This window comes from Limnohabitans sp. 2KL-51, assembly GCF_003063645.1.
Taxonomy (GTDB): domain Bacteria; phylum Pseudomonadota; class Gammaproteobacteria; order Burkholderiales; family Burkholderiaceae_C; genus Limnohabitans_A.
In genome coordinates this window covers 24,374-51,241 of sequence record NZ_NESJ01000009.1, presented here as the reverse complement: position 1 = coordinate 51,241, position 26,868 = coordinate 24,374, and the positions used below count along the sequence as shown (strand labels likewise).

The following is a 26,868-nucleotide window of genomic DNA, read 5'->3' as shown; positions in this document are numbered from 1 at the left end:
TTGTGAAGGACCGACATGCCCGTGAACCTGCCCCCCCTTGATTCGACACAACTCAAACCTATCGCTGGCGTGCGCATCGGCATCGCGCAAGCAGGTGTGCGCAAAGCCAACCGAAAAGACCTCACTGTATTTTTGCTGGATGAGGGTGCAAGCGTGGCGGGCGTGTTCACTCGCAACCGTTTTTGCGCCGCCCCTGTGCAGGTCTGCCGTGAGCACCTGGCCGCGGGCAGTGCCGTGCGCGCCTTGGTCATCAATACCGGCAACGCCAATGCGGGCACGGGTGCGCCGGGCTTGGCCCATGCCCGCCAGACTTGTGAGGCCTTGGCCAAATTGCTTCACTGCACGCCCGCACAAGTGTTGCCGTTTTCGACAGGTGTGATCATGGAACCGCTGCCGGTGGACCGCATCGTAGCGAGCCTGCCTGCTGCGCTGGTCGATGCGCAAGCCGCCCACTGGGCCGAGGCGGCAGAAGGCATCATGACCACCGACACCGTGCCCAAGGCTTCGAGTGTGGAGGTGCAAGTTGGAGGGCAGACCATCAGCATTACGGGCATTAGCAAAGGCGCGGGGATGATCCGACCCAACATGGCCACCATGCTGGGTTTTGTGGCCACCGATGCCTGTATCGCCCCGTCCCTGTTGCCTGAGCTGGCCAAGCAACTGGCCGATGGTTCGTTCAACCGCATCACCATCGATGGCGACACTTCCACCAACGATTCCCTCATGCTGATCGCCACGCACAAGGCGGCGCATACCCCTATCACCTCGCTGGACAGTGCCGAAGGCCAAGCCTTGTTGCAGGGCTTGATGCAAGTGGCCCGTCAGTTGGCTCATGCCATCGTGCGCGATGGTGAGGGCGCCACCAAGTTCATCACGGTGCAGGTCGAAGGCGGCCGCACGGCCGAGGAATGCCGCCAAGTGGCCTATGCGATCGCGCATTCGCCGCTTGTAAAAACCGCCTTCTTCGCCAGTGACCCGAACCTGGGCCGCATCCTGGCCGCGGTGGGTTATGCGGGCATCGAAGACCTGGACCAAGGTTTGATCGAGCTGCACCTGGACGACGTGCATGTGGTCTCGCAAGGCGGTCGTCGCGCCGAGTACCGCGAACAAGACGGTCAGCGTGTCATGAAGGGCAGTGAAATCACCGTGCGCGTGGGCTTGGGCCGTGGCACGGCCAGCGACACCGTCTGGACCTGCGACCTGAGCCACGATTACGTCACCATCAACGCGGACTACCGTTCATGAACTCTCCTTCTTCTTCAGCCCTGGACCAACTGCTGGCCAAAGTTAGCCAATTGGTGGACCGCATCGAGTCGGTCTTGCCCCAACCCCTGTCGGCCCCCGACTGGACGCAGGCCATTGCCTGGCGCTACCGCAAGCGTTCTTCAGGCCATGGTGTGATGGAGCCGGTGCGCCATGTGGCGGCCATGACGCTCGATGATCTCAAGGAAATCGACGACCAAAAAGAAAAGCTGCAACGCAACACCGAGCAGTTTGTGCATGGCCATCCGGCCAACAATGTGCTGCTCACGGGCGCACGCGGCACCGGCAAATCCTCGCTCATCAAGGCCTGTCTGAACACCTATGCACCGCAAGGCTTGCGCCTGATCGAGGTGGACAAGGAAGACCTGACCGATTTGCCCGACATCATCGAGGTGGTGGCCGGGCGGGATGAAAAGTTCATTGTGTACTGCGACGACTTGAGCTTTGAAGACGGTGAGCCGGGCTACAAGGCGCTCAAGTCCATTTTGGACGGGACCGTGGCCGCCTCGACTCCCAATGTGCTGGTGTACGCGACCAGCAACCGCCGCCACCTCTTGCCCGAGTACATGAGCGAGAACCTCACCTATAAGCACACTGACGACGGCGAAGTGCACCCGGGTGAAGGCGTGGAAGAGAAAATTTCCCTGTCAGAGCGCTTTGGCCTGTGGATCAGTTTCTACCCTTTCTCGCAAGACGAGTACCTGACCATCGCAGGCCAATGGCTCAGTGCTTTGGGTGCCACGCCCGCGCAAATCGATGCGGCGCGTCCCGATGCTTTGCTCTGGGCTTTGGAACGCGGCTCACGCAGCGGCCGTGTGGCCTACCAGTTTGCCCGAGACATGATGGGCCGCCAATCGGACCGCGCATGAGCGCAGGCCTGCTGGTCGCAGACGGCGAGCGAGTGCGGCAAGACCTGACTGCAGGCCAAGCCGAGCGCGCCGTGGTCGATGTGGCGGTGGGCGTGTTGCTGCAAGCCGATGGCCAGTTTTTGCTGACCTCGCGCCCCGAAGGCAAAGTTTATGCAGGCTATTGGGAATTCCCTGGCGGAAAACTCGAAGCGGGCGAGTCGGTTGAGCAAGCGCTTCGCCGTGAACTGCAAGAAGAGCTGGGCATCACCATCGGGCAAGCGCAGGTTTGGAAAAACCAGATGGTCGATTACCCCCACGCCTTGGTGCGGCTGCACTTTTGCAAGGTGTGGGACTGGCAGGGTGAATTGCAAATGCGGGAAGCGCAATCACACGCTTGGCAGTCCCTGCCCGTAGCGGTTGTGCCGGTATTGCCGGGCACCGTCCCCGTGTTGGCTTGGTTGGCCGAAGAGCGGCAATTCAAAGGACACACACACGAGGGCGCACACGCCTAGGCATCTCGTCACTGCAGACGTGGATCGCCAAAAGTCTCGTCGGGTGGGGTCTCGTCGGGCAGTTTGAATTCTTCGCTGGCCCAGGCCCCCAAGTCCACGCCTTTGCAGCGTGCGCTGCAAAACGGACGGTAAGGATTGCTGGGGCTGTAAAAGCTGGTACCAGCGCAGGCCGGGCAACGCACTTGGCGTGGTTTGAAAGATTCAGGCGGGTTCACGACGCTCATGCGCACAAAGTCATCTCGAAGGGCACGTCATCGGTCGTGGCCACCAATTTGCCGTCGCTTTGCTGGCGCATCATGCGAATCACCACCAGCAAGCGATTGCAACTGATCTCGGGCGTCAAGCCCAAAGAGGGGTCGATCTTCAGGCGCAGCAGCTGAAAGCTTCGCCCTTGGGGCAGGTTTTGTTGCAACTGACCTGAAGTGGCCATGACTTTTTGGCTGGAGCCTGATTCGCGCAGCATTTGCAACAACTGCTCAATGGCTTGAGCCCAAGGTGCAAAAGGCAAAATCCATTGTTGCAAATCACGGGTACGGCTGCTTGCATCATGGTGCTGCCAAGCGTGGTAGGCGGGCAAGTCAAATTCGCAAGTGCCCCCCGGGATGGCCACACGGCTTCTGAGGGCCATCAGGAAATCATGATCCGTTAAGCTTTGTCCCATTTTTCCGGCCACATGATTGAGGGCTTCAAAGAGGTGATCGAGTTGGGCAATCAGCCCGTCTAGCGCCTTTTCAGAAATAGCGGGATTCCCCCTGTAAGCGCTATAAACTTGCTTTTGTCGTTCGAGGTCTTTGAGCACCTCGGACTTGAGTTCCGATCGGCCCCCCACCTCCATGATTTCAAAGAGAGTGATCAAGGCGAAATGGTGGTCCAGAGCCTGATCGCGACCGACAAGTTCACCCAAACGGGAAAACAGCTGCTGCAGTCGCAAATAGGTGCGAATGCGTTCATTAAATGGGTATTCGTACAGTATCACGCGGCATTTTCCAATGCCGCCATCATAGCCCGAAGTCGGCGGCAAGCTGAGCCACTTGGGCATCTAGATCATCAAAACTGAGACCTTGATTAACAAGAATGGCATCGGCGCAGGCCAAGCGTTGTGACCGCGAGGCTTGTTGAGCCATGATGCGTGCTACTTCTGCGCTGACCAGGCCACTGCGGGCCATGACCCTTTGCGTTTGGGTCTCGGTATCGCAGTCCACCACGATCACGCGGTCCACCTGTTTGCGCCAACGCTCACCCGATTCCACCAGCAAGGGCACATCAAACACCAAGACACGGTGGCCATTTTGCATAGCCGCTTGAGCTTGCTCGGCCGTGATCTGGCTGACCAGAGGGTGGACGATCTGTTCGAGTTGGCGCTTGGCTTGTGAGTCACGGAAGATGCGCTCGCGCATGGCCTGTCGGTCCATGGCGCCATCCGGGCTGAGCAAGGCTTTACCGAAGGTGTGTGCGATGTCTGCCATGGCCCTGCCGCCCGGTGCCGTGAGGCTGCGAGAAATGGCATCGGCGTCGATGATGGCCGCGCCGCGCCGCGCCAAAAAGCCCGCCACGGTGCTTTTGCCGCTGCCAATGCCGCCGGTCAGGCCAATGCGCCAGGTGCGTTGTGTCATGGACGTTCAGATCAAAAACCAGGGCAGAGGACCAAAGGCCATGACCCACAAACCTGCCAACACCAAAAAAGGCCCGAAAGCCAGTTGGCCATTGTCGTCCAATTGACCTCGCAACTTGAGCCAGAGGCCACCGATCGCCCCGGAAAAAGAGGCGATCAAGATCAAGGACAACAGTGCGGGCCAACCCAGCCAGGCCCCCAAAGCGGCGAGCAGCTTGAAGTCGCCCTGACCCATGCCCTCTTTGCCAGTCACGGCTTTGAACAACCAGAACACCGTCCATAAAAACAAGTAGCCTGCAGCAGCTCCCCAGAGGGCTTCGTTCAGCCCAATGCCCGTCAGCCCCAGACTGGCAGCGAGCATACCCGCCCATACCAGGGGTTGGGTGATGGCGTCGGGCAGCAAGCGCGTGTCGGCATCAATGGCGGCCAATGCCACCAAAGCGGCTGCAAAGCCGGCCCAGGCGAGCGCCTGAAAACCCAAGCCGTGTTCAGCCGCTGACCACATGAACAGACCGCTAGTGATCAGTTCGATGGCCGGATATCGCCAACCAATGGGGGCCTGGCAGTGGGCGCATCGGCCGCGCAGTCGAAGGAAACTCAGCAGCGGAATGTTCTCGTGCCATGCCAAGGCGTGCTGGCAGTGGGGGCAGTGCGAGCGGGGCACTGCCAGATTGAAGTGGGGCGCATCTGGCGGGGTATCGCCCAGCGGGGCATCCCACTGCGCTTGCAGCATGAGGGGTAGGCGGTAGATCACCACGTTCAGGAAACTGCCGATCATCAAACCCAGCAAAGTCGCCAGGCCGAGTGCCAAAACGCTGTCGTTCATGTCAAAAAACCTGCCCCAAACTGAATATTGGTAAGTACATGGCCACCAAGATGGCCCCAATGAAGCCGCCGAGCACCACGATGATCAGCGGCTCCAGCAAACTGCTCAGGCCATTGACCTGGTCGTCGAGCTCGCTTTCCATCAGGGCACCCGCCCTGCCCAGTAAGCTGTCCAAGGCCCCGGTTTCTTCACCTGTGGCGCACAACTGCACGATCATCGCCGGAAAACGCCCGCTTTGGGCCATGCTCTCGCTCAAACTGTGGCCTTGCACTACTTGGCGCTGGATTTGCAATGTGATGTGCGCAAAAACTGCATGATCGCATGCCTGGGCTGTGGGCCCTAAGGCTTCGGTCAAGGGTACACCCGCAGCCAGCAAGGCCGACAGGGTCTGCGCCCAACGCGCCACCACCGACGTGGTCAACAGCGGCCCGAGCACTGGCCAGTGCAGCCACCAACGCGCCAACCACTGACGCATGCGGCTGGCTGCCGGGCTTTTGTGTTGTGCTGCCCAAAGGAGCATCAAGACCAAGGGCACACCCGCAGGCCAGGCCCGAACCAGCGCGTTGCTCATGCCGACCACCAGTTGCGTGGCCAAGGGCAATTCGGCCCCAAAGGACTGGAACACATCCTGGAAAACCGGCACCACCAGCACCAGTATCAGCACCAAAATACCCAAGGCCACGGCCATCACGGCGATGGGGTACATCAAGGCCGAACGAATTTTGGAGCGCATCGCTTCGTTTTTTTCCAGCGTCAAAGACAGCCGCTCCATCATCGTGTCCAGAATCCCGGCGGCTTCGCCGGCTTGCACCATGTGCACATAAAGGCCGCTGAAATGTTTCGGGTGTTTGGCCAGGGCGTCGTGCAGGGCCACGCCGGCTTCCACTTCGCTGCGCACTTTGTTCATCACGATCACCAGGCCTTTGGCGCTCATGCTGCGGCACAGCATGCCCAGGGCCTGTACAACGGGCACGCCTGCCCGCAGCATGGCCGCCCATTGGCGGGTCATGACGGCCAGGTCTTTGGCTTTGACGGTATCCGGCGGCGACCACCACAGGCGCTGAACCTGTACTTGTTGTAGCCCCTGCCTGCGCAGCTGTACACGGGCCAAGTCGGCGTTCAGGGCCTGAATTTGGCCGCTTTGGGCATGGCCTTGACGGTCGCTGCCGGTCCATCGAAAGACCGTTGTGGCGCGAGCAGAAGGTGGGGCGCTCATGTGCTTTCTCGCGTAGCGGCCAGTACCTCGTCCAGCGAGGTGATGCCTTGCAGCACTTTGCGTAAGCCGGCCATGCGCAAACTGCTCATCCCTTCGCTTCGAGCTTGACGCGTCATCTCTTGTATCCCAGCTTCTTGTAAGACCAGTTTCTGCATTTCGGCGCTCACGAGCATGACCTGGAAAATCCCGGTTCGCCCGGCAAAGCCTTTGTGGCATAGCGGGCAGCCCACGGGCTCGAACACGGGCACGGGGTCTGCTAGGTGCAGACGGGGTGGCCACCCTGCTTTGTGCCAAATCACGGCGGGTACGCTGGACGCGCGCTTGCAGTGCGGGCACAGGCAGCGCACCAAGCGTTGCGCCGTGATCAGGCTCACACTGGCAGCGATGTTGTAGGGGGCTGTGCCCATGTTGCGCAAGCGCACCAAGGTGGCAGGGGCGTCGTTGGTGTGCAAGGTCGAGAGCACGAGGTGCCCGGTTTGCGCTGCCTGGATGGCGATGTTGGCGGTCTCCAGATCACGCACTTCGCCCACCATCAAAATGTCCGGGTCTTGCCGCAAAAAAGCACGCAAGGCCACGGCAAAGCTCAGGCCGGGTTTGTCCTGCACATTGACCTGGTTGACGCCCTCGAGCTGGATCTCGCAGGGGTCTTCCACCGTGGCGATGTTCACCTCGGGTGTGTTCAGCAGGTTCAGACAGGCATACAAGGATTGCGTCTTGCCCGAGCCGGTGGGGCCTGTCACCAGCACCAAGCCGTGTGGTGCGCGGATAGCGGCCAGCAAGCGCTCGAGGTCTTCTGCTTCGTAGCCCAGAAGGCTCAAGTCCAGTTGAGACTGAGCGGAGTCCAGCACCCGAATCACCAGTTTTTCACCAAACAAGGTGGGCAAGGTGCTGACACGCAAGTCCAGCTCCCGCCCTTGGTCCAATTGCAGTTTCATGCGGCCGTCTTGCGGCAGGCGTTTCTCGGCAATGTCCAGACGTGACATCACTTTGATGCGCGATGCCAAACGGTCCTTCAGGGCCATGTGCGGTGAGGCCACCTCGCGCAGTTCTCCATCAATGCGCATGCGTACCCGGTACTGGTGTTCATAAGGCTCAAAGTGCAGGTCAGAGGCTTTCAGCGCCACCGCATCTTCCAATAGTTTTTGAACATAGCTGACCACTGGGGCGTCATCGTGCCCGGTCAGGGGCGGTCGTGTTTTAACAGAATCCATGAGATGCAGCCTATTTATTGAATACTAAAAAACTCAAATCATGGCGCTTGGTGCGTGATTTGTAAATCCCTCGTCATGGATTTGCCGGTTCTTGCTTGGCCGAAGAGAGCACTCAAAAAAGCGACCCGTCAAGGACCTCTGTTGCAGTGAGTCTTTCGCACTTCCCTCAAAATAATGGCCATTCAATGGGACAACAGGAGACAAACATGCACGTGGGTATTGCAGGCATCGGCAAGATGGGCGCAGCGATTGGGTCGCGGTTGTTGTCACTGGGTATGCCCGTGACGGTTTGGAACCGCACCGCTGAGCGTGCCCAGCCCTTGTTGGATACAGGAGCTCGTTGGGCTGAATCACCCAAAGCCTTGGCTGAGTCGGTCGATGTGGTCATCACTGTGCTGACCAATGAGGCGGCGCTCGACGACGTTTATGGTTCGGCGTCGGGTTTGCTCGCGGGCCAAGTTCATGACAAGGTGTTCATCGACATGAGCACCGTTCGCCCTGCCAAGCCGCAAGAAATGGCCCGGCGTGCGCAAGCGGTCCAAGCCCGTTTTCTGGAGTGTCCGGTGGGCGGTAGTGTGGGGCCCGCCAAAGAGGGCAAATTGTTGGGCTTTGTCGGTGGCGACGCGCAGGACTTGCAAAAGGTCCAGGCCTTGCTCGACGTGATGTGCCGCCGTGTGGAGCATGTGGGGCCGCACGGGGCGGGCGCCACCATGAAACTGGCTGTCAATTTGCCTTTGATGGTGTATTGGCAAACCTTGGGCGAGGCACTGTCTTTGGTTGAGCCCTTGGGACTCGATCCCCAGCGCGTGATCGACATTCTGTCGGAGTCATCGGGCGGGCCCAACATGCTCAAGGTGCGTGGCGGCATGATTGCCAAGACCCTGAGTCAGCAAAAAAGTGATCAGGTCACGGTCAATGTGGCGACGATGCGCAAAGACATGCAAGCCATGCTGGACTTGGGATCGGCGACGCGCAAAAACCTGCCCCTGACGGCTTTGGCCCTGCAAAAGTTCGAAGCTGCCGCACAGAGCGGACTGGATGCGAAGGATTGTTCAGAGCTGCTGGTGTGGTGGTTGTCACAAGGTGGCCGCGCCTGATTCGTGCGCAGCCCCCTGGATGCAGGCCTCACTCGAGGCGCATTTCCCGGATGATGGCGCGGAACTGGTCCATCTGCCGGCGCAGCATGGCGTCTTGTTCGGCCGGTGTTGAGCCCACGCCCTCGGCACCCAGGTCGTTCAGGCGCTTGACCACATCGGGGTGGCGCACAGCGGCGATCACTTCCTTGTTCAGCCGTTCAATGATGTCCTTGGGTGTTTTGGCTGGGGCAAAGACACCGTTCCAACCTTCCAGTTCCAGGTTGGGAAAGCCCAACTCCCTGACGGTGGGCACATCGGGCAGGCCCGGGATGCGTTTGGATGCCGTTGTGGCGATGGCCTTTAACGTACCGGCCTTGATCTCGCCCAAGGAGGAAGACAACTGATCGCCACCGACCTGGAGTCGACCCGCCAGCAATTCCTGCTTGAGAGGGGCCGCGCCCTTGAAAGGAATGTGGGTGATATTAACTTTGCCTTCTTTTTTGAAGGCCTCACCCAACACGTGCATGGTGGAGCCCGGGCCCGTCGAACCATAGTTGTATTGCAGCGCAGGGTTGGTGCGCAGCAAGTTGGCCAGTTCTTTCAGGTCTTTGGCGGGTACGCTGGGGCTGGCCGTCCAGACAAAAGGCACATACACGGCGATCGAGACCCCAGCAAAGTCGGTGTCCACATTGAAGGGGGAACGGTTGGCCAGGGCTTGCGCCACCGAGGCCAGCGGAAACGACAGGTTGTGCATCAAGATGGTGTAACCATCGGGGGCCGCTTTGGCCATCAAGTCAGCACCAATGGCACCGCCAGCTCCGCCCCGGTTGTCCACCGTGACGGGTTGCCCCATGGATTCGCTCATTTTTTGCGCCACGATGCGGGCAACAATGTCGGTGGTGCCCCCTGCAGGGAAAGGCACGATCATCTTGATGGGTTTGCTGGGGTAGGACTGCGCCAGGCTCACAGGGTGAAGCGCAAGCGTCACCAGGCCCAACAAGCCAGAGGCGCAGATTTGGCGCCATTTTTGAGGTATCGAACGCATGAAGTCTCCTTGTGGTTGTGACCTCCTGACTGTGCAGAGCAGGAAGAAAAATCACTATCACACAAGTCAATTGACCCGACGCATCACCAAAGTGACAAGCTCATGGCCGCAAGTGCTTCAGCAGACGCGCCGAGCGATTCTTTGAATGGCCGATGTGGGATCGATGTCCATCCAATCGTGCAACATGCCCTGGCGACTGACCACCTTGCCCGTCAACATGGCACCACTGTAATGGGTCAAATGCATCACGCGTGCCATCTTGGCTTCGCAGTTGACCATCAACTGAGTCTGGGCCGACAGGTAAGGCTGGCCTTGAGCGGTCGTTTGAGTTTTTTTGTAATCGATCGCACTCCACAAGACCTTGCGGCCAGCTTCTTGCGTGACGGAGTTGGCATCGATGTAGAACATGCCTTGATCGTTCAAAACGATGACTTCCCATTTGGGCGCAGCCATGGCAGGAGCTGCCAAAGCGCTGGACAAGGCGATGAGCACGATGGTAAATATTTTGAAATATGTCATGTTCATTCTTGCCGGACTCTTCGCTCAGGTGCGCCGAGCAAGCAACTGCGATGCCAGCAGCACCATGGCCTGACGGTGTGCGTTGTCGGGCAGCTGGAGGGCAGCATCGATGGCCCTTTGGGCCTCGGCGGCGGCGGCATCCCGGGTGGCTTCCAGGGCTCCGGTTTCGCGCACGATGGTCACGATGTCGGCCAGGCGTTCAACGCTACCGGTTTCAATGGCCTCGCGCACGGTTTGACTTTGTGAGGTGTTGCCGCGCTGAATGGCCAGAATCAAAGGCAAGGTGGCCTTGCCCTCGCGCAGGTCATCGCCCAGGTTTTTGCCCATCTCCGTGGTGTTGCCATCGTAGTCAAGCACATCGTCGATCACCTGAAAGGCAGTTCCCAAGGCCTGACCGTAATCAGCGCACGCGGCTTCAATGGCTGCGGGGCTTCCTGCCAAGATCGCACCCAGTCGGGCGCTGGCTTCAAACAGTTTGGCGGTTTTGGATCGGATCACGCGCAGATAGCCTTCTTCGTCCAGCGAGGCATCGTGCATGTTCATCAGTTGCAGCACTTCGCCTTCGGCGATCACGTTGGTGGCATCGGCCAGGGTTTGCATCACCCTCATGCTGTCTGCATCCACCATCATCTGAAAGGCGCGCGAATACAAAAAATCACCCACCAGCACGCTGGCCGGGTTACCAAAGCGTTCATTCGCCGTGGGCCTGCCGCGCCTGAGGGTGGACTCGTCCACCACATCGTCGTGCAACAAGGTGGCGGTGTGGATGAATTCGACCACGGCCGCCAGGTTGTGGCGCTGGCCACCGGTGTAGCCCAAGGCCCCGCAAGTGAGCAGCAGCAGGACCGGTCGAAGGCGCTTACCTCCAGCTGAAATGATGTAACGGGCCACTTCTCCCACCAAGGGCACACCGGAATCGAGGCGCTGGGCAATGACATGGTCGACCATGGCCATGTCTGGGGCCACCAGTTCTAGAACGGCTGCGGTGCTGTTTTCTGAGGCAGACAAATGGAAGATCCGGCAGGGGAGCTCGGTGGAGCCTAGGCGGGTGGAATAAAACACACCCAATTCATGTGTATATTATAGAGACCGTCCCGCTTGGCCCCCTGAATCAGGTGCATTCGGGAGGCGACAGATTTGCCAGTCATGGGTTGCCGTGCTAGAATTTCAGGTTCCTTGGGGATTAGCCCTCGGAAACTTCCATTCAAAGAGGTCATTTATGTACGCGGTCATAAAAACCGGTGGCAAACAGTATCGTGTTGTCGCTGGCGAAAAAATTAAAGTAGAACAGATTGCTGCGGACGTTGGCCAGGAAATCGTGATTGATCAAGTTCTCGCAGTCGGCAACGGCGCAGATCTGAAGATCGGCACGCCCCTGGTGTCCGGCGCAACAGTCACAGTCACAGTGTTGGCTCATGGCAAGCATGACAAAGTGCACATCTTCAAGATGCGCCGTCGCAAGCACTATCAGAAACGTCAGGGTCACCGCCAGCAGTTCACCGAACTGCAAATCGGCGTGATCGCTGCCTGAGGAGAATAGGTCATGGCACAGAAAAAAGGCGGCGGCTCTACGCGCAACGGTCGTGATTCCAAGCCAAAAATGCTCGGCGTCAAGGCTTTTGGTGGTGAACTGATCAGCGCTGGCTCGATCATCGTTCGTCAACGTGGCACCAAGTTCCATGCAGGCAACAATGTCGGCATCGGCAAAGACCACACTTTGTTTGCCCTGGTGGACGGCCATGTGTCGTTTTCTACCAAAGGCGAACTGAGCAAGCACATGGTCAACGTGACGCCGGCTGTTTAAGCCCGTTGCGCCCATGGCGAAGAGGAGCCCCGCATGCCGGGGCTTTTCGCATTCTGGCCCGCTGACCTTTTGATCTCGGGCCCACCGCTACACTGGATACCCCATGAAGTTCGTTGACGAAGCCTATATTGACATCTCCGCAGGTGACGGCGGGAACGGCTGCGTCTCGTTCCGCCATGAAAAGTACAAAGAATTCGGTGGTCCTAACGGGGGTGATGGTGGGCGGGGCGGTCATGTGTTCGCCTTTGCCGACATCAACCTGAACACCTTGGTCGATTACCGTTACTCGCGCAGGCACGATGCCAAACGTGGGCAGCACGGCATGGGCTCCGACATGTTCGGCGCTGCCGGCGACGACGTGACCCTCAAAATGCCCGTGGGCACCATCATCACCGACGCCGAAACCGGCGAAGTGCTGTATGAACTGCTGGTGCCGGGTGAAACCATCATGATCGCCAAGGGCGGTGACGGTGGTTTTGGCAACATGCGCTTCAAAAGCGCGATCAACCGCGCCCCGCGCCAAAAGACACCGGGTTGGCTCGGTGAAAAGAAAGAGCTCAAGCTCGAATTGAAAGTGCTGGCCGACGTGGGCCTGCTGGGCATGCCCAACGCGGGCAAGTCCACCTTCATCGCGGCCGTCTCCAACGCCCGTCCCAAAATCGCCGATTACCCCTTCACCACCTTGCATCCCAACTTGGGTGTGGTGCGCGTCGGCCCCGAGCAAAGCTTTGTAGTGGCCGATGTGCCGGGCCTGATCGAAGGCGCTTCGGAAGGCGCTGGCTTGGGCCATTTGTTCCTGCGCCATTTGCAGCGTACCCGTTTGCTCTTGCATGTGGTCGATTTTGCGCCGTTTGACGAGAACGTCGATCCTGTACAGCAAGCCAAGGCCATCGTGGCGGAGCTTAAAAAATACGATCCCGGTTTGTACAACAAGCCCCGCTGGCTGGTGTTGAACAAGCTGGACATGGTGCCCGCCGAAGAGCGCGAAGCGCGGGTGAAGGATTTCATCAAGCGCATGCGTTACAAAGGCCCCGTCTTTCAGATTTCTGCCTTGACCCGTGAAGGTTGCGAGCCGCTGATCAAGGAAATCTACAAACACATCCGTGCCCAGCAAATCATCGAGCAGGGCATTGTGGAGATTGATCCCCGCTTCACCGAGCAGGACAAGCCACAAGAGCCGGATGCCGATGACCCGCGTTTCAAGCCGCTGCCGTCTGATGCTGATTGATCCGGCGGCGTGCGCCTCTATTTAGTTCCTCTTTCCTTCAAGCCCTGTAATCCCCCAGCATGACTTCTGCCGCCGTTTTCACCCTGTTGCGCGATGCCCGTCGCATCGTCGTCAAAGTCGGCTCCAGCCTGGTGACCAACGAAGGCCGGGGGCTGGACGAGGCCGCCATTGGCGAGTGGTGCCGTCAAATGGCCTTGCTCAGTGCCCAAGGCAAGGAAGTGGTCATGGTCTCCAGCGGTGCGATTGCAGAAGGCATGAAGCGACTGGGTTGGACCACCCGCCCAAGCGAAGTCCCTGCCTTGCAAGCCGCTGCCGCTGTGGGGCAGATGGGCTTGGCGCAAATGTACGAAACCAAGCTGCGCGAAAACGGCATGCGCAGCGCACAGGTCTTGCTCACGCATGCCGATCTGGCCGACCGCGAGCGCTACCTCAACGCCCGCTCGACTTTGCTCACCTTGCTCCAGCACCGCGTGCTGCCTGTGATCAATGAAAACGACACGGTGGTCAACGACGAGATCAAATTTGGCGACAACGACACTTTGGGGGCCTTGGTGGCCAACCTGATCGAAGCCGACTTGCTGATCATCCTGACCGACCAAAAAGGCTTGTACACCGCCGACCCGCGCAAAGACCCCTTGGCTACCTTCGTGCACGAGGCCCATGCGGGTGATTTGGCCTTGGAAGCCATGGCGGGCGGTGCGGGCTCCAGCATTGGTCGGGGCGGCATGATCACCAAAATCCTGGCTGCCAAACGGGCTGCTGGTTCGGGCGCGTCCACCGTGATCGCCTGGGGGCGCGAGCCCGATGCCTTGTTGCGTCTGTGCCAGGGCGACAACATAGGCACCCTGCTGGTTGCCCAGACGGCCAAACAACAAGCCCGCAAACAATGGATGGCCGACCACCTGCAAATGCGGGGCTCGGTCACGGTGGATGCGGGTGCAGCGCACAAAGTGCTGACCGAAGGCAAGAGTCTGCTGCCGATTGGCATGACGGGCGTCGCGGGTGATTTTTCACGCGGCGATGTGATCGCCATCCGGGACGATCAGGGTATTGAAATTGCCCGGGGCCTGGCCAATTACGCCAGCGCCGAAGCCCGCTTGTTGTGCCGCAAGCCCTCACACGAATACGAGGCCTTGCTGGGCTACACCGCAGAACCCGAGATGGTGCACCGGGACAACTTGATCCTGAGCCGCTGAAGTCACGGGAGGCAGAGCCAGCCTTCGCCAGATGGGTCAGCCTTGCGGGTTTGGGTCGAAGCTGGCGCCCGGGGGCAACTCCATGTGCAAGGGAGGCTGCATCTCGCCCTGATCGTGGTCTACGCCGTGATCACGTGGCGAGCGACTGCCGCCACGCAAATAACGGTTTTGCCGCTCCTGCCGGGGCAAGTAGCGGGCCAACTCAGTCAGCGCCATTTCGTACACGCCACGCTTGAACTCCACCACCACGTCCAGCGGCACCCAGTAGTCGTTCCAACGCCAAGCGTCAAATTCGGGGTGTTCGGTGGCGCGCAAGTTCAGGTGGTGGTCGTGCGTCACCATCTGCAACAGGAACCAGATCTGTTTCTGGCCCTTGTAAAAGCCGCGTGCATCCCGTCGGATGAAGCGGTCCGGCACCTCATAGCGCAACCAGTCACGGGTTCGGGCCACGATGCGCACATGCTCCGGGTGGAGCCCCACTTCTTCGTGCAATTCGCGGAACATGGCTTGTTCAGGGCTTTCACCCCGGTCAATGCCACCCTGCGGAAACTGCCAGCTGTGGGTGCGTATGCGCTTGCCCCAGAAAACCTGGTTTTTCTGGTTGAGCAGAATGATGCCGACGTTCGGCCTAAAGCCTTCACGGTCAAGCATAATCAACCTCAAATTTTTAAATTGTGTCCATTATGCACGGCGCATCGCCGCTGGATGTTGGATGTTTCCCTGATCCCCCTAGTCTGAGTTAGCCCGTCGCGATGAAAGCCTCCCAGTTCCTCATTTCCACCCTCAAGGAAGCCCCAGCCGATGCCGAGGTGGTCAGCCACAAACTGATGACCCGCGCCGGCATGATCAAAAAGCTGGGTGCGGGCATCTACAACTACATGCCCATGGGCCTGCGTGTGATCCGCAAAGTCGAGGCCATTGTTCGAGAAGAAATGAACCGTGCCGGTGCCATCGAGATGACCATGCCCGTGGTGCAACCCGCTGAGCTGTGGCATGAAACGGGTCGTTTTGACAAGATGGGCCCCGAGTTGCTGCGCATCAAGGACCGCCACGGTCGCGATTTCGTGATCCAGCCCACCAGCGAAGAAGTGGTGACCGACGTTGTGCGCCAAGAAGTGCGCAGCTACAAACAGCTCCCCAAAAACTTCTACCAAATCCAGACCAAGTTCCGCGACGAGCGCCGCCCCCGCTTTGGCCTGATGCGTGGGCGCGAATTCACCATGAAAGACGCCTACAGCTTTGACCGTGACGTGGCCAGCGCCAAGGCCAGCTACCAGGTGATGGCGGGGGCTTACCGCAAGATTTTCGACCGCTTTGGCCTGACTTACCGCGCTGTGGCCGCTGACAGTGGGGCCATCGGGGGCGATTTGAGCGAAGAGTTTCAGGTGATCGCTGCCACCGGCGAAGACGCCATCGTGTATTGCCCCAGCAGCAGCTACGCCGCCAACATCGAAAAAGCAGAAGCCCTGGCTCCCAGTCAACCACGTGGCGCAGCATCGCAAGCGCTGACCAAGACCCCCACACCGGGCAAGAGCACCTGCGAAGACGTGGCTGCTATGCTGACTGTGCCCCTGTCCACCACCGTTAAATCGCTGGTATTGGCCACAGACACCCTGAGCGAACAGGGCGAGATCGTCCAATCGCAAGTCTGGCTGCTGCTGCTGCGCGGCGACCACGACATGAACGAAGTCAAGGTCGGCAAACTGCCCGGCATGGAAGGTGGCTTCCGCTTTGCCACGCTGATCGAGATCGAAGAGCACTTTGGCTGCAAGCCCGGCTACCTTGGCCCGCTGAACCTGAAAAAGCCCGTGCACCTGGTGGCCGACCGTGATGTGGCCGTGATGGCCGACTGGATCTGCGGGGCCAACGAAGAAGACTTTCACATCACCGGCGTCAACTGGGGCCGCGACTTGCCCGAGCCTGCGCTGGTGGCCGACATCCGCAACGTGGTGGCCGGTGACAAGTCGCCCGACGGCCATGGAGAGTTGGCCATCGAGCGCGGCATTGAAGTGGGCCATGTGTTCTACCTGGGCACCAAATACTCCAAGGCCATGAACGCCACCTTCCTGGACGAAACCGGCAAGCCGCAGTTTCTGGAAATGGGCTGCTACGGCATCGGCATCACCCGCCTGCCCGCCGCCGCCATCGAGCAAAACCACGACGAACGCGGCATCATCTGGCCCGACGCGATTGCCCCCTTCACCGTGGTGGTCTGCCCCATCGGCATGGACCGCAGCGAAGCCGTCAAGCTAGAAGCCGAGCGCATCTACGCCGCCTTGTTGGCCGATGGCGTGGACGTGATCCTAGATGACCGTGGCGAGCGCCCGGGTGCCATGTTCGCCGACTGGGAGCTGATCGGCGTGCCGCACCGCATCACGATTGGCGACAAGGGGTTGAAAGACGGTCTGGTTGAATACCAGCACCGACGCGATGCCGAACCCAGCAAAGTGGCTGTGGCCGATATTCTGGGTCACCTCAAGGGGCGTTTGGCCCCCTGAACCGCACGTCCCGGCCCATGAAACGCCCGGTCTTGCCCAGCCGCCGGGCTTGTTTGCTCAGTCTGTGTGGGACTTTGTTGCCCGCTGGGCTGACGCATGCCGGACGGCAAATCGAAGAGCCCCTGTCGCACTCTGTGCGTACGGCCCTGAGCGCAGCGGTGGCGGCAGCACCCCCTGAGCCCTGGCTGTCCACCGCCGCTGATCAGCAGGCTTATGCGCAGTGGCAAGCGGCCAGTAGTCAGCGTCTGGCGCGCCACAAAAAAAACCCCACAGAGCGGCAAGAATTCTTGCAAACCCTTTGGTACGAAGCCCGCCGCGCAGGCCTGCCGCTGTCGCTGGTGCTGGGCGTGGTGCAGGTCGAAAGCGCGTTTCGCAAATATGCCATTTCCAGCGCCGGGGCACGCGGTTACATGCAAGTCATGCCCTTTTGGGCGCGCCTGATTGGCGACGGCGACGACAGCCGCCTGTTCCACATGCAGACCAACCTGCGTTTTGGTTGCGTCATCCTGCGCCACTACCTGGACCGGGAACGGGGTGACATTTTCATGGGGCTGGGTCGTTACAACGGCAGCCGGGGGCAAGCGGTCTACCCGCAAGCGGTGCTGGCGGCGCAGCGCGGGTGGGTGCATCCAGCCGATTGAGGCGAAAAAAAGCCACCCGAAGGTGGCTTTGGTGCGGTTGAGCCCTTGGGTGAGTCGACCGATCAGGCTTGGCCGTTGATCACTTGCTGCAGTTCACCCGATTCGTACATTTCCATCATGATGTCCGAGCCGCCGATGAATTCGCCTTTGACGTAGAGCTGGGGGATGGTGGGCCAGTTGCTGTATTCCTTGATGCCTTGGCGGATTTCAGCATCGTCCAGCACGTTCACGGTTTTGACCGTCTTGGGGTCAACGCCGCAAGCTTTTAACAGTTGGATGGCGCGGCCCGAAAAACCACACATGGGAAAGTTGGCGTTGCCTTTCATGAACAGGGTGATCTCGTTGCCTTTGACGATTTCGTCGATGCGTTGTTGGGTGTCGCTCATGTTGTTGCTCCAAGTGGGGTCGGTGTCAGATGAGATGAATTATGTCTCTGATTGAAAGTCTGCCATTTTTGCAGGGATGTTGCTGTCAATCAGGCATCACCGCGCCTGTGCAGCGCTCGATCCCGCCCAAATCGCGCCGCGACTGCACCTGCACAAAACCGGCTTCGCGCAGCAGGGCCTGCACCAAGGCAGCCTGGTCCCAGCCATGTTCCAGCAGCAGCCAGCCGCCCGGGGTTAGGCAGCTGGGGGCTTGGGCAATGATTTGACGGATGTCATCGAGGCCATCGGCACCACTCAAGAGCGCGCTCATGGGCTCATGGGTCAGGGCGGTCAGGTGCGGGTCACCTTCGGCCACATAAGGTGGGTTGGACACGATCAGCTCAAACGGGCCCGGCACGGCGTCCATCCAGTGGCTCAGCACGCACTGGACCGGCAAGCCTAGGCGCTGGGCGTAGGCACGGGCCACGGCCAGGGCGTCGGCACTGGCGTCCACCGCAGTGACCTGCGCAGTAGGACGCTGGTGCTGCAGGGCCAGCGCCACGGCCCCACTGCCCGTGCCCAGGTCCAACACGCGAGCTGGTTTATCCGAAAGCAGTAATTCCAGCGCCCATTCGACCAGGATTTCCGTGTCGGGGCGCGGGTCCAGCACCCGGGCGTCCACCTTCAGCGTTAGGCCAAAAAAGTCTTTGCACCCGGTGATGTAGGCCACAGGCTCGCCCTGCAGGCGGCGAAGCAGGGCTTGGCCCCAGCTGTGTTGTTGCACCTCGTTCAGCACCTCGGTATCGTGGGCCAGTAGCCAGGCGCGGTCATGCAGCGGGCGCCCCAAGGCATGCAGCAGCAGTATCTGTGCGTCCACGCGGGCCAGCCCTTGTCTGTGGGCTTGTTGCAGGCAATCGGCCACGCTGGGGCTTGCGTGCGAGGCCATCACGCAGTCGCTCCGATTTCCAGTACAGCCAGTTGTTCTGCGGCTTCGTAGGCTTGCAGCGCATAGATCACGTCTTTCAAATCGCCCTCCATGATGGTGAGCAGCTTGTACAAAGTCAGGTTGATGCGGTGGTCGGTCAGGCGCCCTTGCGGGAAGTTGTAGGTGCGGATACGGTCGGAGCGGTCGCCGCTGCCGATCAGGCTTTTGCGCTCGGCGGCGTCTTTGGCGGCGCGTTCGGACCGGTCTTTTTCCTGAATGCGGGCGGTCAGCACTTTCAGGGCTTGCGCCTTGTTGCTGTGCTGGCTGCGGCCGTCTTGGCATTCGGCTATGATGCCTGTGGGCAAGTGGGTGATGCGCACCGCTGAATCGGTTTTGTTGATGTGCTGTCCACCCGCTCCGCTGGCGCGGTAGGTGTCAATGCGCAAGTCGGCTGGGTTGATTTTGATGGCTTCGGCTTCGTCCGGCTCGGCCAATACCGCCACCGTGCAGGCGCTGGTGTGGATACGGCCCTGGGTTTCGGTGGCGGGCACACGCTGTACCCGGTGACCTCCTGACTCGAACTTAAGTGCGCCGTAAACCTGGTCGCCTTCGATGCGTACGACGACTTCTTTGTAGCCGCCCAGCTCGCTCACCGATTCAGACACGATCTCGCAACGCCAAGCTTGGCTTTCGGCAAAGCGTGTGTACATGCGCAACAAGTCGCCCGCAAACAGGGCCGATTCGTCGCCCCCGGTGCCTGCGCGGATTTCCACAAAAGCCGGACGTGCATCGTCTGGGTCTTTGGGCAGCAGCATGCGCTGCAGTTCGGCCTCCAGGCTTTGCAGCTCGGCGCTGGCGCTGGCCGCTTCTTCTTCGGCCATCTCGCGCATTTCTTCTTCGTCCATCATGGCCTGGGCTGTGATCAGGTCAGCGCTGCGCTGCTGAAAGCGGGCAAAGCGCGAGGCCACGGCGCTGACCTCGGCATGTTCCCGCGAGAGCTTCAGGAACTGCGACATGTCCGCCATGATGTCTTCGCGGGACAGCAAAAAGTCCAGCTCGGTCAAGCGCAGGGCGTAGCGTTTCAGTTGCTGGATGAGAAAGGGTTTCATGCGGTGCAGAGGGTGAATGGAAGGCGCAACTTGCAAGCGGTGGGCAGGATGGGTGTCATCGCGAGCGAAGCGTGGCGATCCAATGTCTTTGGTCTTAGCAGCTTGAAGGGTTTGACTACCGCGTTGCTGTCGCAGTGACGGTGAGAGAGGGTATCGCCGTGATCCAATGATCCGGCGCAGGAGAGGGCAGTGGCGCTAACGCTCTTTGCGCAAGAAGACGCGATGCACAGTTTGAATGGTGTGCTCTCGGTTTTCGGAGTCGGTCCCGCGCAATTCAGCCAGGGCGCCGTGCAGCATTTTCTGGGTCAGGCCTTTGGACAGGGCCTCCATCACGGCGATCGGGTCATCTCCCCGGGCCAACAGCTTGCGGGCACGGGCCATTTCAGTTTCGCGCCAAGCGTCGGCTTGGTTTTGCAGCTGCTGGATCAGGGGCACGGTGCCGCGCTGACCCATCCAGTGCATGAAACTTTGCACACCCGCGTCGATGATCACTTCGGCTTCGGCCACAGCCGCTTGCCGGTGCGCCTGACCTGCCTGCACCACGCTGGCCAAGTCGTCCACGGTGTACAGGTAAACGTCTTGCAGGGCCTTGACTTCGGGCTCGATGTCACGCGGCACCGCCAGATCGACCATGAACATGGGACGGTATTTGCGTTTTTTCAGGGCACGTTCGACCGCACCCAAACCGATCAGGGGCAGGGTGCTGGCGGTGCAGCTGATGACCGCGTCAAATTCGTGCAGGCGCGTGGGCAGGTCGGCCAAGGGCATGACCCCCGCCCCAAATCGGTGGGCCAGCAACTCGGCGCGGTCCAGGCTGCGGTTGGAAATCACCATGCTTTTGGGCTGCTTGGCTGCAAAGTGGGTGGCCACCAACTCGTTCATTTCCCCCGCACCGACAAACAGGATGCGGATGTCTTTGATGTCTTCGAATAACTGGCTGGCCAGGCGCACTGAGGCAGCGGCCATGCTGATGGAATGGGCACCTATTTCGGTGGAGCTGCGCACTTCTTTGGCCACCGCAAAGCTGCGTTGAAACAACTGGTTGAGGGTGCTGCCCAGAGCGCCGGCTTGCTCGGCTGCACGCACGGCGTCCTTGAGTTGGCCAAGAATCTGGGCTTCGCCCAACACCATGGAGTCGAGGCCACTGGCCACGCGAAAAGCATGGCGGGCCGCCTCATTGCCTTCGAGCAAGTAAGTGTGGGCGTGCAGTTCGGACGCGCTCACACCACCGGCCTGGGCCAACCAACGCAGGGTGTCGCCGGTGGCAGCCTGGTCGGCGGCACAATAAATTTCGGTGCGGTTGCAGGTCGAAAGAATAGCCGCTTCGGGCGCTTGTGCCGTGTAGCTGGCCAAGTCCTGGCGCAAACCGTGCAGCGTGGGCACCAGTTTGTCCACGGCGAACGCGAACCGCCCGCGCAAATCCAGCGGTGCAGTGGTGTGGTTCAAACCCAAGGTCCATACAGCCATACAACTCATTATAGGCATGGACTGTCAACCTCTATTGACACAACACAAGCGATGTCGGTGAACGTGGTTTTGCATGCACAATTTCAGGGTGTGGCACACCTTGCGGGCGTGCTCGGAACAACCGGAGCGAGACTTCATGACGTTTTGGCAATTGGGATTGCACCTTTTCAATTTTCTACTGCCCGCTTTGGCCTTGGCGATCTTCTTGCCTTTGGCTGGGGGCTGGGTTATGGGGCCGGGTCGGACCAGCTTGGGTCGCCGCATGGGGGTGCATGTCCTGAGCGGGCTGGCCGTGCTGGTCACCGGGCTATGGCTGCACGGCCAGGATGGCAAGATGAGTACCTACATCGCCCTGCTACTGGTGGCCGCCACAGTCGAGTGGCTGCTGCAGAGGGGCTGGGCCAGCAAGTAACTGAGTCAGCACGAGACGCTTTCGGTCAGGGGCGGGTTGTCCACATTTTCAAATCGGACTGAACAAATCCACCCGGTCGGTGATGATGCCGTCGGTGCCCAGGGCCAGCAGGTGCTGGGCAGCCCAGTCGTCGTTGACGGTGTAGCTGAGGCACCGCATGCCTGCGCCATGGACCTGGGCCACGGTGGCAGCGTCCCACAAGGCGTAGTTGGCCACCACGGCCACACACTGAAGCGCAATGGCTTTTTCAAGCCAACCCTCCCACAGCGTGTCGACCAGCAAGCCGCGTGGCAATTCGGGGGCGGTTTGCTGCGCGGCGGCCAAGGCGTCGGGCTTGAACGAGGTCAGGAGCGGTGGCACGTCAGCACCCGCCCACAGGCGAGCGGCCACACGGGCCACAGCTTCGCCCGTGGCTGCTTCGGTGCCCGGCGTGGGTTTGATTTCGATGTTCAGCAGGTGGCCATTGATGAGGCAAAACCGTGCCAGGGCTTCGAGCGCGGGCAGAGCCTCGCCGGCAAAAGCGCGTGAATGCCAGCTGCCCGCGTCTAGTTGCGACAGGGCATGCCAGGGCAGCTCACCGCCAATGCCTTGTCCGTTGGTGGTGCGCGCCAGTGTAGCGTCGTGCATCAAGAACACCACGCCGTCGGCGCTGAGCTTGGCGTCGCATTCAAACATACGGTAGCCGTGCGCCGCGCCCAGCCGGAAGGCGACCAGGGTATTTTCCGGAGCGAGCTTGCCCGCACCCCGGTGCGCGATCCAAAGCGGGTAGGGCCAAGCGGGGAGGGTGGCGATGTCGGGTTTCATGCGGTGGCGATGCGTTGACCGGTTTTGGCGTCAAACCAGTGCAGTTTGTCCGCGCGGGGGGTGATGCAAAAGGACTCGCCAGCCGTGGGAGCTGGTAGGGAGGCGTCCAAGCGCAGCGTCAGGCTTTCCGAACCCAAACGGGCGTGCACCAGCCGTTCAGCCCCGAGCAGCTCCACGGTTTCCACCTGCAAAGGCCAACCCGTTTGGGTGATGTCCATGTGCTCGGGGCGAATGCCAAGGATGCGGCCTGCCGGTGTGCCCGGTGCGTGCTGTATCAGGTTCATGGGCGGTGAACCGATGAAGCTGGCCACAAAGGTGCTGGCGGGGCGGTTGTAGACCTCTTCGGGCGTGCCGAACTGTTCCATACGGCCGCCGTTCATCACGATCATGCGCTGGGCCAGCGTCATGGCTTCGACCTGGTCGTGCGTCACGAACAGGCTGGTGATGCCCAATTCGCGGTGCAATTTTTGAATCTCGAGCCGTGTCTGGGCACGCAGTTTGGCGTCCAGGTTGGACAGGGGTTCGTCGAACAAGAACACCTGTGGCTGGCGCACGATGGCGCGGCCCATGGCCACGCGCTGGCGCTGGCCACCGGACAGCTCACGCGGCTTTCGCTGCAGCAGCTGAGACAACTCCAAAATCGCTGCGGCCTTATCCACTCGGGTTTTGATCTCGGCCAACGGCACTTTGGCGATTTTCAGGCCGTAGGCCATGTTGTCGAACACGCTCATGTGCGGGTACAGCGCATAGTTCTGAAATACCATGGCGATGTCGCGCTCGGCCGGTTCCAGGTCGTTGACGACCCGTTCACCAATTGAGATGGTGCCGCCCGAGATGTCTTCAAGGCCCGCCACCATGCGCAGCAGTGTGGATTTGCCGCAGCCCGAGGGGCCGACGATGACGACAAATTCACCGTGCGCGATTTGAGCGCTCAGGTCGTGGATGACGGTGTTGGCCTTGGCCCCTTGGCCATAGGTTTTGAGGATGTGAGAGAGGGTGATGGCAGCCATATTTTTTTTGATCAGACGAGGACAGATTAACGCTTCGCGTGGGTCTGTCCCCGGCTTGTTAATTCGACGAGGACAGAGCAACGCTTCGCATTGGTCTGTCCCCGGGGTTATTATTTTTCCGTATCAACCAGGCCCTTGACGAACCATTTTTGCATCAGGATGACTACCAGCGCAGGGGGCAGCATGGCCAAGATGGCGGTGGCCATGACCACGTTCCATTCGGTATAGGCCTCTCCTGCGATCAGGCGCTTGATGCCCATCACCACTGGGTACATGTCTTCGTTTGTGGTCACCAAGAGTGGCCACAGGTATTGGTTCCAGCCATAAATGAACTGGATCACGAACAGGGCGGCGATTGATGTGCGTGTCAATGGCAGCAGTATGTCGATGAAAAAGCGCATCGGCCCCGCGCCGTCCATGCGGGCGGCTTCTACCAATTCGTCTGGAACCGTCAGGAAAAACTGCCGAAACAAAAACGTGGCTGTGGCCGAGGCGATCAGCGGCACCGTCAGGCCCGCGTAGCTGTTGAGCATGCCCAGGTTGGAGACCACCTCGTAAGTGGGGCCGATGCGGACTTCGACCGGCAGCATCAGGGTGACAAAAATCATCCAGAACACCAGATTGCGCAGCGGAAAGCGGAAATACACGATGGCAAAGGCCGACAACAAAGAAATGGCGATCTTGCCAATGGCAATCACCAGCGCGCTGACCAGGCTGACCCACATCATGGGCGCTGCCGCCGGGATGCGGCTGCCGGCGCTGGTTTCGCCGCCAAACAAGGCGGTTTTGTAGGTCTCCAGCGCGTGGCTGCCGGGCCACATGGACATGGGCACCGACTGGGCGATCTCAGTGGCGCTTTGGGTCGAGGCCACAAAAGTCAGGTACAGCGGGAAGGCCACGATCACCACCCCCAGAATCAGCACCAAGTGGGACAGGACCGTGAGGCCGGGGCGTTTTTCAATCATGGTGCGGGCTCAGTACTGGACTTTTTTCTCGACAAAACGGAACTGCACCACCGTCAGCGCTACCACGATCAACATCAGGATCACCGACTGCGCGGCCGAGCCGCCCATGTCCAGCGCCTTGAAGCCATCGTAATAGACCTTGTAGACCAGGATGGCGGTATCTTTGCCGGGGCCGCCTTGGGTGGTGGCGTCGATGATGCCGAAGGTGTCAAAAAAGGCGTAGACCACGTTGATGACCAAGAGAAAAAACGTGGTGGGCGACAAGAGCGGAAACACGATGGTCCAAAAGCGGTGCCAGGGACTGGCCCCGTCGATGGCCGCCGCCTCCAGCAGCGATTTGGGGATGGACTGCAGACCGGCCAAAAAGAACAGGAAGTTGTAGGAAATTTGCTTCCACACGGCAGCCACCACGATCAAGGTCATGGCGTGGCCCGAATCGAGCAGGTGGTTCCATTCGATACCCACCGAGCGCAGGTAAAAGGCGATCACGCCCATGGGTGAAGCGAACATGAACAGCCACAGTACGCCCGCCACCACCGGAGCCACGGCGTAAGGCCAAATGAGCAAGGTTTTGTAAATGGCGGCGCCTTTGAGCACGCGGTCGGCCATGACGGCCAGCAAGAGCGAAATGACCAGGCCAGAAACGGCCACCAGCAAAGAAAAAACAGCTGTGGTTTTGAAGGATTCGAGGTAGGTGCTGTCAGCAAACAGCCGCTCAAAATTCTCCATGCCGACAAATTCGGTGCTGATGCCAAAAGCGTCCTGCGACAACACGCTTTGGTAAAGCGCCTGGCCGGCGGGCCAGAAAAAAAACACCAGCACGATGGCCATTTGGGGTGCCAACAGCAACCAGGGTAACCAGCGGGACTGAAAGCGAACGCGTTTTTCCATAAGGGCAGAGTTTAGGCGAGCCACAAAAGAACAAAAAGCAGGGGCGCGTGACCCCTGCTTTCAAGACAAGACCCGAGCAGATGGCCCGGGACGTCGGCTCACTTGTTGGCTTTTTGGAAGCGCTCGAGTTGCTCGTTGCCACGTTTGACGGCGGCATCCAGGGCTTCTTTGGGCGCCTTCTTGCCCGCCCAGACTTGTTCAAGTTCCTCGTCGTTGATGGTGCGGATCTGCACGAAGTTACCCAAGCGGATGCCGCGTGACTTTTCGGTGGTCTTGCGGATCATCTGTTCCACGGACACGTCGGTGCCAGGGTTTTGCTTGTAAAAGCCCGATTTCTCGGTCATCTCATACGAAGCCTTGGTCAGAGGCAGGTAGCCTGTGCGCTGGTGGCTCTTGGCCGCTTCTTCGGCTTTGGACAGGTGGGCGAAGAACTGGGCCACGCCCTTGTATTCGTTGTCCTTCTTGCCCGACATGACCCACAGGCTGGCGCCGCCAATGACGGTGTTCTGGGGCGCGCCCGTCACATCAGGGTAGTAAGGCAGGGCGGAGATGCCCGAAGCGAATTTGGAGTTGCGCTTGATGTTGCCGTACAGCGCAGACGAACCGGTGGTCATGGCGCACTCGCCTGACACAAACACCGCATCGGCCGCGTTGCCCCGGCCCTTGTAGACGAACAAGCCGGTTTTGGCCATGTTGGCCAGGTTCTCGATGTGGCGCACATGCAAGGGGCTGTTGAAGTTCAGGCGGGCGTCGATGCCGCGCATGCCGTTGCCCTTGGTGGCGAATTCGGTGTTGTGCCAGGCCGAGAAGCTTTCGAGTTGCGTCCAGCTGACCCAGCTGGTGGTGAAGGGGCATTTATGTCCCGAAGCCTTGAGCTTGCCAGCAGCCAGCGCCACTTCGGGCCAGGTTTTGGGTGGATTTTCGGGGTCCAGGCCAGCGGCTTTGAAGGCGTCCTTGTTGTAATGGAAAACGGTGGTCGAGCTGTTGAACGGAAAGCTCAACATCTGTCCATTGGGCGCGGTGTAATAGCCAGCCACAGCAGGCACGTAGGCATTGGCGTCAAAGGTGACCCCAGCTTTTTTCATGACCTCGCCCACGGGCACGATGGCCCCCTTGCTGGCCATCATGGTGGCGGTGCCCACTTCGAACACCTGCAGGATGTGCGGCGCATTGCCGGCACGGAAGGCGGCGATGGCGGCGGTCATGGACTCGTCGTAGCTGCCCTTGAAGGTGGGCACGATCTTGTAATCTTTTTGGCTGTTGTTGAAGTCTTTGGCCAGGTCGTTGACCCACTCACCGAGGGCGCCGCCCATGGAGTGCCACCATTGGACTTCGGTTTGGGCCTGGGCGGACAAGCTGGCCAGACCCAGAGCCAGGGCGGACAGTGTGAGTTTGAGTTTCATGGTGGGTCCTGTAAAAGTGGCA

Annotated in this window: 29 protein-coding genes and 1 pseudogene; 11 read left to right on the top strand and 19 right to left on the bottom strand. The window is 60.0% G+C overall.

From position 1 onward, the window contains the following. Positions 1-15: 15 nt before the first annotated feature. From argJ to B9Z49_RS11020, 3 genes are read left to right on the top strand one after another with little or no spacing between them, the layout of a single operon-like run. Positions 16-1,245, top strand: coding sequence for a bifunctional glutamate N-acetyltransferase/amino-acid acetyltransferase ArgJ (gene argJ / locus B9Z49_RS11030; protein ID WP_108353499.1), 1,230 nt, complete (start codon positions 16-18; stop codon positions 1,243-1,245). Then, on the top strand, positions 1,242-2,132 hold the full coding sequence (locus B9Z49_RS11025; protein WP_108353498.1) for an ATP-binding protein: 891 nt from the start codon (positions 1,242-1,244) through the stop codon (positions 2,130-2,132). Before argJ ends, B9Z49_RS11025 begins: the two co-directional genes overlap by 4 nt. Continuing rightward, positions 2,129-2,623: an NUDIX domain-containing protein gene (locus B9Z49_RS11020; RefSeq protein WP_108353497.1), complete on the top strand. Its 495-nt coding sequence runs from the start codon at positions 2,129-2,131 to the stop codon at positions 2,621-2,623. The genes B9Z49_RS11025 and B9Z49_RS11020 overlap by 4 nt, the downstream gene beginning before the upstream one ends. An 8-nt stretch (positions 2,624-2,631) precedes the next feature. Here the strand turns inward: B9Z49_RS11020 and B9Z49_RS11015 are convergent, their stop codons facing one another. The 6 genes and pseudogenes from B9Z49_RS11015 to B9Z49_RS10990 form a co-directional block, all read right to left on the bottom strand. Next, positions 2,632-2,847: a DNA gyrase inhibitor YacG gene (locus tag B9Z49_RS11015; RefSeq protein WP_108353496.1), complete on the bottom strand. Its 216-nt coding sequence runs from the start codon at positions 2,845-2,847 to the stop codon at positions 2,632-2,634. Next, a complete protein-coding gene (gene zapD, locus B9Z49_RS11010) occupies positions 2,844-3,599 on the bottom strand; it encodes a cell division protein ZapD (RefSeq protein ID WP_108353626.1) in 756 nt (251 codons plus the stop codon). The genes B9Z49_RS11015 and zapD overlap by 4 nt, the downstream gene beginning before the upstream one ends. 22 nt (positions 3,600-3,621) lie before the next feature. Beyond that, on the bottom strand, positions 3,622-4,236 hold the full coding sequence (gene coaE, locus B9Z49_RS11005) for a dephospho-CoA kinase (RefSeq protein WP_108353495.1): 615 nt from the start codon (positions 4,234-4,236) through the stop codon (positions 3,622-3,624). Between the two features lie 6 nt (positions 4,237-4,242). After that, positions 4,243-5,061 carry an A24 family peptidase gene (locus B9Z49_RS11000; protein WP_108353494.1) on the bottom strand — a complete coding sequence of 273 codons (819 nt, stop codon included), beginning with the start codon at positions 5,059-5,061 and terminating at the stop codon, positions 4,243-4,245. 1 nt (position 5,062) lies between these two features. After that, entirely contained in the window at positions 5,063-6,277 is a 1,215-nt protein-coding gene (locus B9Z49_RS10995; RefSeq protein ID WP_108353493.1) for a type II secretion system F family protein, read from the bottom strand. After that, a pseudogene (locus B9Z49_RS10990) lies at positions 6,274-7,449 on the bottom strand (GspE/PulE family protein); the annotation flags it as partial. The gene B9Z49_RS10995 and the pseudogene B9Z49_RS10990, both read right to left, overlap by 4 nt. Before the next feature lie 185 nt (positions 7,450-7,634). Here B9Z49_RS10990 and B9Z49_RS10985 point away from each other — a divergent pair. Continuing rightward, on the top strand, positions 7,635-8,585 hold the full coding sequence (locus B9Z49_RS10985) for an NAD(P)-dependent oxidoreductase (protein WP_255418894.1): 951 nt from the start codon (positions 7,635-7,637) through the stop codon (positions 8,583-8,585). Positions 8,586-8,613: 28 nt separating this feature from the next. Here the strand turns inward: B9Z49_RS10985 and B9Z49_RS10980 are convergent, their stop codons facing one another. The 3 genes from B9Z49_RS10980 to B9Z49_RS10970 all read right to left on the bottom strand — a co-directional run bounded on the left by B9Z49_RS10980 (position 8,614) and on the right by B9Z49_RS10970 (position 11,136). After that, positions 8,614-9,609 (bottom strand): tripartite tricarboxylate transporter substrate binding protein, encoded by a 996-nt coding sequence (locus B9Z49_RS10980; protein ID WP_108353490.1) that lies wholly within the window; start codon positions 9,607-9,609, stop codon positions 8,614-8,616. A gap of 117 nt (positions 9,610-9,726) precedes the next feature. Beyond that, positions 9,727-10,128: a surface-adhesin E family protein gene (locus B9Z49_RS10975; protein ID WP_146188517.1), complete on the bottom strand. Its 402-nt coding sequence runs from the start codon at positions 10,126-10,128 to the stop codon at positions 9,727-9,729. A 24-nt stretch (positions 10,129-10,152) separates the two neighbouring features. Further along, positions 10,153-11,136 (bottom strand): polyprenyl synthetase family protein, encoded by a 984-nt coding sequence (locus B9Z49_RS10970; RefSeq protein WP_108353488.1) that lies wholly within the window; start codon positions 11,134-11,136, stop codon positions 10,153-10,155. Positions 11,137-11,347: 211 nt separating this feature from the next. On the opposite strand from B9Z49_RS10970, the gene rplU reads away from it, so the two are divergent. From rplU to proB, 4 genes are all read left to right on the top strand, one after another. Next, positions 11,348-11,659: a 50S ribosomal protein L21 gene (gene rplU / locus B9Z49_RS10965; RefSeq protein ID WP_108353487.1), complete on the top strand. Its 312-nt coding sequence runs from the start codon at positions 11,348-11,350 to the stop codon at positions 11,657-11,659. Positions 11,660-11,671: 12 nt separating this feature from the next. Next, entirely contained in the window at positions 11,672-11,932 is a 261-nt protein-coding gene (gene rpmA / locus B9Z49_RS10960; protein WP_019430604.1) for a 50S ribosomal protein L27, read from the top strand. 103 nt (positions 11,933-12,035) lie between these two features. Further along, positions 12,036-13,160, top strand: a complete 1,125-nt coding sequence (gene cgtA, locus B9Z49_RS10955) for an Obg family GTPase CgtA (protein ID WP_108353486.1) — start codon at positions 12,036-12,038, stop codon at positions 13,158-13,160. A gap of 59 nt (positions 13,161-13,219) precedes the next feature. Beyond that, positions 13,220-14,356 carry a glutamate 5-kinase gene (gene proB / locus B9Z49_RS10950; RefSeq protein ID WP_108353485.1) on the top strand — a complete coding sequence of 379 codons (1,137 nt, stop codon included), beginning with the start codon at positions 13,220-13,222 and terminating at the stop codon, positions 14,354-14,356. Between the two features lie 36 nt (positions 14,357-14,392). On the opposite strand, the gene B9Z49_RS10945 is transcribed toward proB, so the two are convergent. Further along, the gene (locus tag B9Z49_RS10945) at positions 14,393-15,007 is read right to left on the bottom strand and encodes an RNA pyrophosphohydrolase (protein ID WP_108353484.1); all 615 of its coding nucleotides are present in this window, start codon (positions 15,005-15,007) and stop codon (positions 14,393-14,395) included. Between the two features lie 101 nt (positions 15,008-15,108). On the opposite strand from B9Z49_RS10945, the gene B9Z49_RS10940 reads away from it, so the two are divergent. Together B9Z49_RS10940 and B9Z49_RS10935 are read left to right on the top strand one after the other, a co-directional pair. Further along, complete coding sequence (locus B9Z49_RS10940; protein ID WP_108353483.1) at positions 15,109-16,854, top strand: proline--tRNA ligase; 1,746 nt, start codon at positions 15,109-15,111, stop codon at positions 16,852-16,854. Positions 16,855-16,871: 17 nt separating this feature from the next. Beyond that, positions 16,872-17,495, top strand: coding sequence for a lytic transglycosylase domain-containing protein (locus B9Z49_RS10935; RefSeq protein WP_108353482.1), 624 nt, complete (start codon positions 16,872-16,874; stop codon positions 17,493-17,495). Between the two features lie 62 nt (positions 17,496-17,557). Here the strand turns inward: B9Z49_RS10935 and grxD are convergent, their stop codons facing one another. The 4 genes from grxD to hemA form a co-directional block, all read right to left on the bottom strand. Next, positions 17,558-17,881 carry a Grx4 family monothiol glutaredoxin gene (grxD, locus tag B9Z49_RS10930; RefSeq protein ID WP_108353481.1) on the bottom strand — a complete coding sequence of 108 codons (324 nt, stop codon included), beginning with the start codon at positions 17,879-17,881 and terminating at the stop codon, positions 17,558-17,560. An 85-nt stretch (positions 17,882-17,966) separates the two neighbouring features. After that, positions 17,967-18,806: a peptide chain release factor N(5)-glutamine methyltransferase gene (prmC, locus tag B9Z49_RS10925; RefSeq protein ID WP_108353480.1), complete on the bottom strand. Its 840-nt coding sequence runs from the start codon at positions 18,804-18,806 to the stop codon at positions 17,967-17,969. Continuing rightward, on the bottom strand, positions 18,806-19,894 hold the full coding sequence (gene prfA / locus B9Z49_RS10920) for a peptide chain release factor 1 (protein ID WP_108353479.1): 1,089 nt from the start codon (positions 19,892-19,894) through the stop codon (positions 18,806-18,808). The genes prmC and prfA overlap by 1 nt, the downstream gene beginning before the upstream one ends. Before the next feature lie 195 nt (positions 19,895-20,089). Further along, positions 20,090-21,361 carry a glutamyl-tRNA reductase gene (gene hemA, locus B9Z49_RS10915; protein ID WP_108353478.1) on the bottom strand — a complete coding sequence of 424 codons (1,272 nt, stop codon included), beginning with the start codon at positions 21,359-21,361 and terminating at the stop codon, positions 20,090-20,092. Positions 21,362-21,497: 136 nt separating this feature from the next. Between hemA and B9Z49_RS10910 the strand changes: the two genes are divergently transcribed. Further along, the gene (locus B9Z49_RS10910) at positions 21,498-21,773 is read left to right on the top strand and encodes a hypothetical protein (RefSeq protein WP_108353625.1); all 276 of its coding nucleotides are present in this window, start codon (positions 21,498-21,500) and stop codon (positions 21,771-21,773) included. A 48-nt stretch (positions 21,774-21,821) separates the two neighbouring features. Here B9Z49_RS10910 and ugpQ read toward each other — a convergent pair whose 3' ends face one another. The 5 genes from ugpQ to ugpB form a co-directional block, all read right to left on the bottom strand. Beyond that, positions 21,822-22,577: a glycerophosphodiester phosphodiesterase gene (ugpQ, locus tag B9Z49_RS10905; protein ID WP_108353477.1), complete on the bottom strand. Its 756-nt coding sequence runs from the start codon at positions 22,575-22,577 to the stop codon at positions 21,822-21,824. Continuing rightward, positions 22,574-23,587, bottom strand: coding sequence for a sn-glycerol-3-phosphate ABC transporter ATP-binding protein UgpC (ugpC, locus tag B9Z49_RS10900; RefSeq protein WP_108353476.1), 1,014 nt, complete (start codon positions 23,585-23,587; stop codon positions 22,574-22,576). The genes ugpQ and ugpC overlap by 4 nt, the downstream gene beginning before the upstream one ends. A gap of 110 nt (positions 23,588-23,697) precedes the next feature. Next, positions 23,698-24,552: a sn-glycerol-3-phosphate ABC transporter permease UgpE gene (ugpE, locus tag B9Z49_RS10895; protein WP_108353475.1), complete on the bottom strand. Its 855-nt coding sequence runs from the start codon at positions 24,550-24,552 to the stop codon at positions 23,698-23,700. A 9-nt stretch (positions 24,553-24,561) separates the two neighbouring features. Then, positions 24,562-25,443, bottom strand: coding sequence for a sn-glycerol-3-phosphate ABC transporter permease UgpA (ugpA, locus tag B9Z49_RS10890; RefSeq protein ID WP_108353474.1), 882 nt, complete (start codon positions 25,441-25,443; stop codon positions 24,562-24,564). 98 nt (positions 25,444-25,541) lie between these two features. Beyond that, a complete protein-coding gene (ugpB, locus tag B9Z49_RS10885; protein ID WP_108353473.1) occupies positions 25,542-26,846 on the bottom strand; it encodes a sn-glycerol-3-phosphate ABC transporter substrate-binding protein UgpB in 1,305 nt (434 codons plus the stop codon). Between the last annotated feature and the right edge of the window lie 22 nt (positions 26,847-26,868).

Coding starts and splice junctions, on each gene's coding strand:
- B9Z49_RS10980 (WP_108353490.1), bottom strand. CDS start 9,609: ATGCGTTCGATACCTCAAAAATGGCGCCAAATCTGCGCCTCTGGCTTG.
- argJ (WP_108353499.1), top strand. CDS start 16: ATGCCCGTGAACCTGCCCCCCCTTGATTCGACACAACTCAAACCTATC.
- B9Z49_RS10935 (WP_108353482.1), top strand. CDS start 16,872: ATGAAACGCCCGGTCTTGCCCAGCCGCCGGGCTTGTTTGCTCAGTCTG.
- cgtA (WP_108353486.1), top strand. CDS start 12,036: ATGAAGTTCGTTGACGAAGCCTATATTGACATCTCCGCAGGTGACGGC.
- rplU (WP_108353487.1), top strand. CDS start 11,348: ATGTACGCGGTCATAAAAACCGGTGGCAAACAGTATCGTGTTGTCGCT.
- B9Z49_RS11020 (WP_108353497.1), top strand. CDS start 2,129: ATGAGCGCAGGCCTGCTGGTCGCAGACGGCGAGCGAGTGCGGCAAGAC.
- B9Z49_RS10945 (WP_108353484.1), bottom strand. CDS start 15,007: ATGCTTGACCGTGAAGGCTTTAGGCCGAACGTCGGCATCATTCTGCTC.
- proB (WP_108353485.1), top strand. CDS start 13,220: ATGACTTCTGCCGCCGTTTTCACCCTGTTGCGCGATGCCCGTCGCATC.
- prmC (WP_108353480.1), bottom strand. CDS start 18,806: ATGGCCTCGCACGCAAGCCCCAGCGTGGCCGATTGCCTGCAACAAGCC.
- B9Z49_RS11025 (WP_108353498.1), top strand. CDS start 1,242: ATGAACTCTCCTTCTTCTTCAGCCCTGGACCAACTGCTGGCCAAAGTT.
- B9Z49_RS11015 (WP_108353496.1), bottom strand. CDS start 2,847: ATGAGCGTCGTGAACCCGCCTGAATCTTTCAAACCACGCCAAGTGCGT.
- ugpQ (WP_108353477.1), bottom strand. CDS start 22,577: ATGAAACCCGACATCGCCACCCTCCCCGCTTGGCCCTACCCGCTTTGG.
- ugpB (WP_108353473.1), bottom strand. CDS start 26,846: ATGAAACTCAAACTCACACTGTCCGCCCTGGCTCTGGGTCTGGCCAGC.
- B9Z49_RS11000 (WP_108353494.1), bottom strand. CDS start 5,061: ATGAACGACAGCGTTTTGGCACTCGGCCTGGCGACTTTGCTGGGTTTG.
- hemA (WP_108353478.1), bottom strand. CDS start 21,361: ATGGCTGTATGGACCTTGGGTTTGAACCACACCACTGCACCGCTGGAT.
- B9Z49_RS10995 (WP_108353493.1), bottom strand. CDS start 6,277: ATGAGCGCCCCACCTTCTGCTCGCGCCACAACGGTCTTTCGATGGACC.
- rpmA (WP_019430604.1), top strand. CDS start 11,672: ATGGCACAGAAAAAAGGCGGCGGCTCTACGCGCAACGGTCGTGATTCC.
- ugpC (WP_108353476.1), bottom strand. CDS start 23,587: ATGGCTGCCATCACCCTCTCTCACATCCTCAAAACCTATGGCCAAGGG.
- B9Z49_RS10940 (WP_108353483.1), top strand. CDS start 15,109: ATGAAAGCCTCCCAGTTCCTCATTTCCACCCTCAAGGAAGCCCCAGCC.
- ugpA (WP_108353474.1), bottom strand. CDS start 25,443: ATGGAAAAACGCGTTCGCTTTCAGTCCCGCTGGTTACCCTGGTTGCTG.
- coaE (WP_108353495.1), bottom strand. CDS start 4,236: ATGACACAACGCACCTGGCGCATTGGCCTGACCGGCGGCATTGGCAGC.
- ugpE (WP_108353475.1), bottom strand. CDS start 24,552: ATGATTGAAAAACGCCCCGGCCTCACGGTCCTGTCCCACTTGGTGCTG.
- B9Z49_RS10910 (WP_108353625.1), top strand. CDS start 21,498: ATGACGTTTTGGCAATTGGGATTGCACCTTTTCAATTTTCTACTGCCC.
- grxD (WP_108353481.1), bottom strand. CDS start 17,881: ATGAGCGACACCCAACAACGCATCGACGAAATCGTCAAAGGCAACGAG.
- B9Z49_RS10975 (WP_146188517.1), bottom strand. CDS start 10,128: ATGACATATTTCAAAATATTTACCATCGTGCTCATCGCCTTGTCCAGC.
- prfA (WP_108353479.1), bottom strand. CDS start 19,894: ATGAAACCCTTTCTCATCCAGCAACTGAAACGCTACGCCCTGCGCTTG.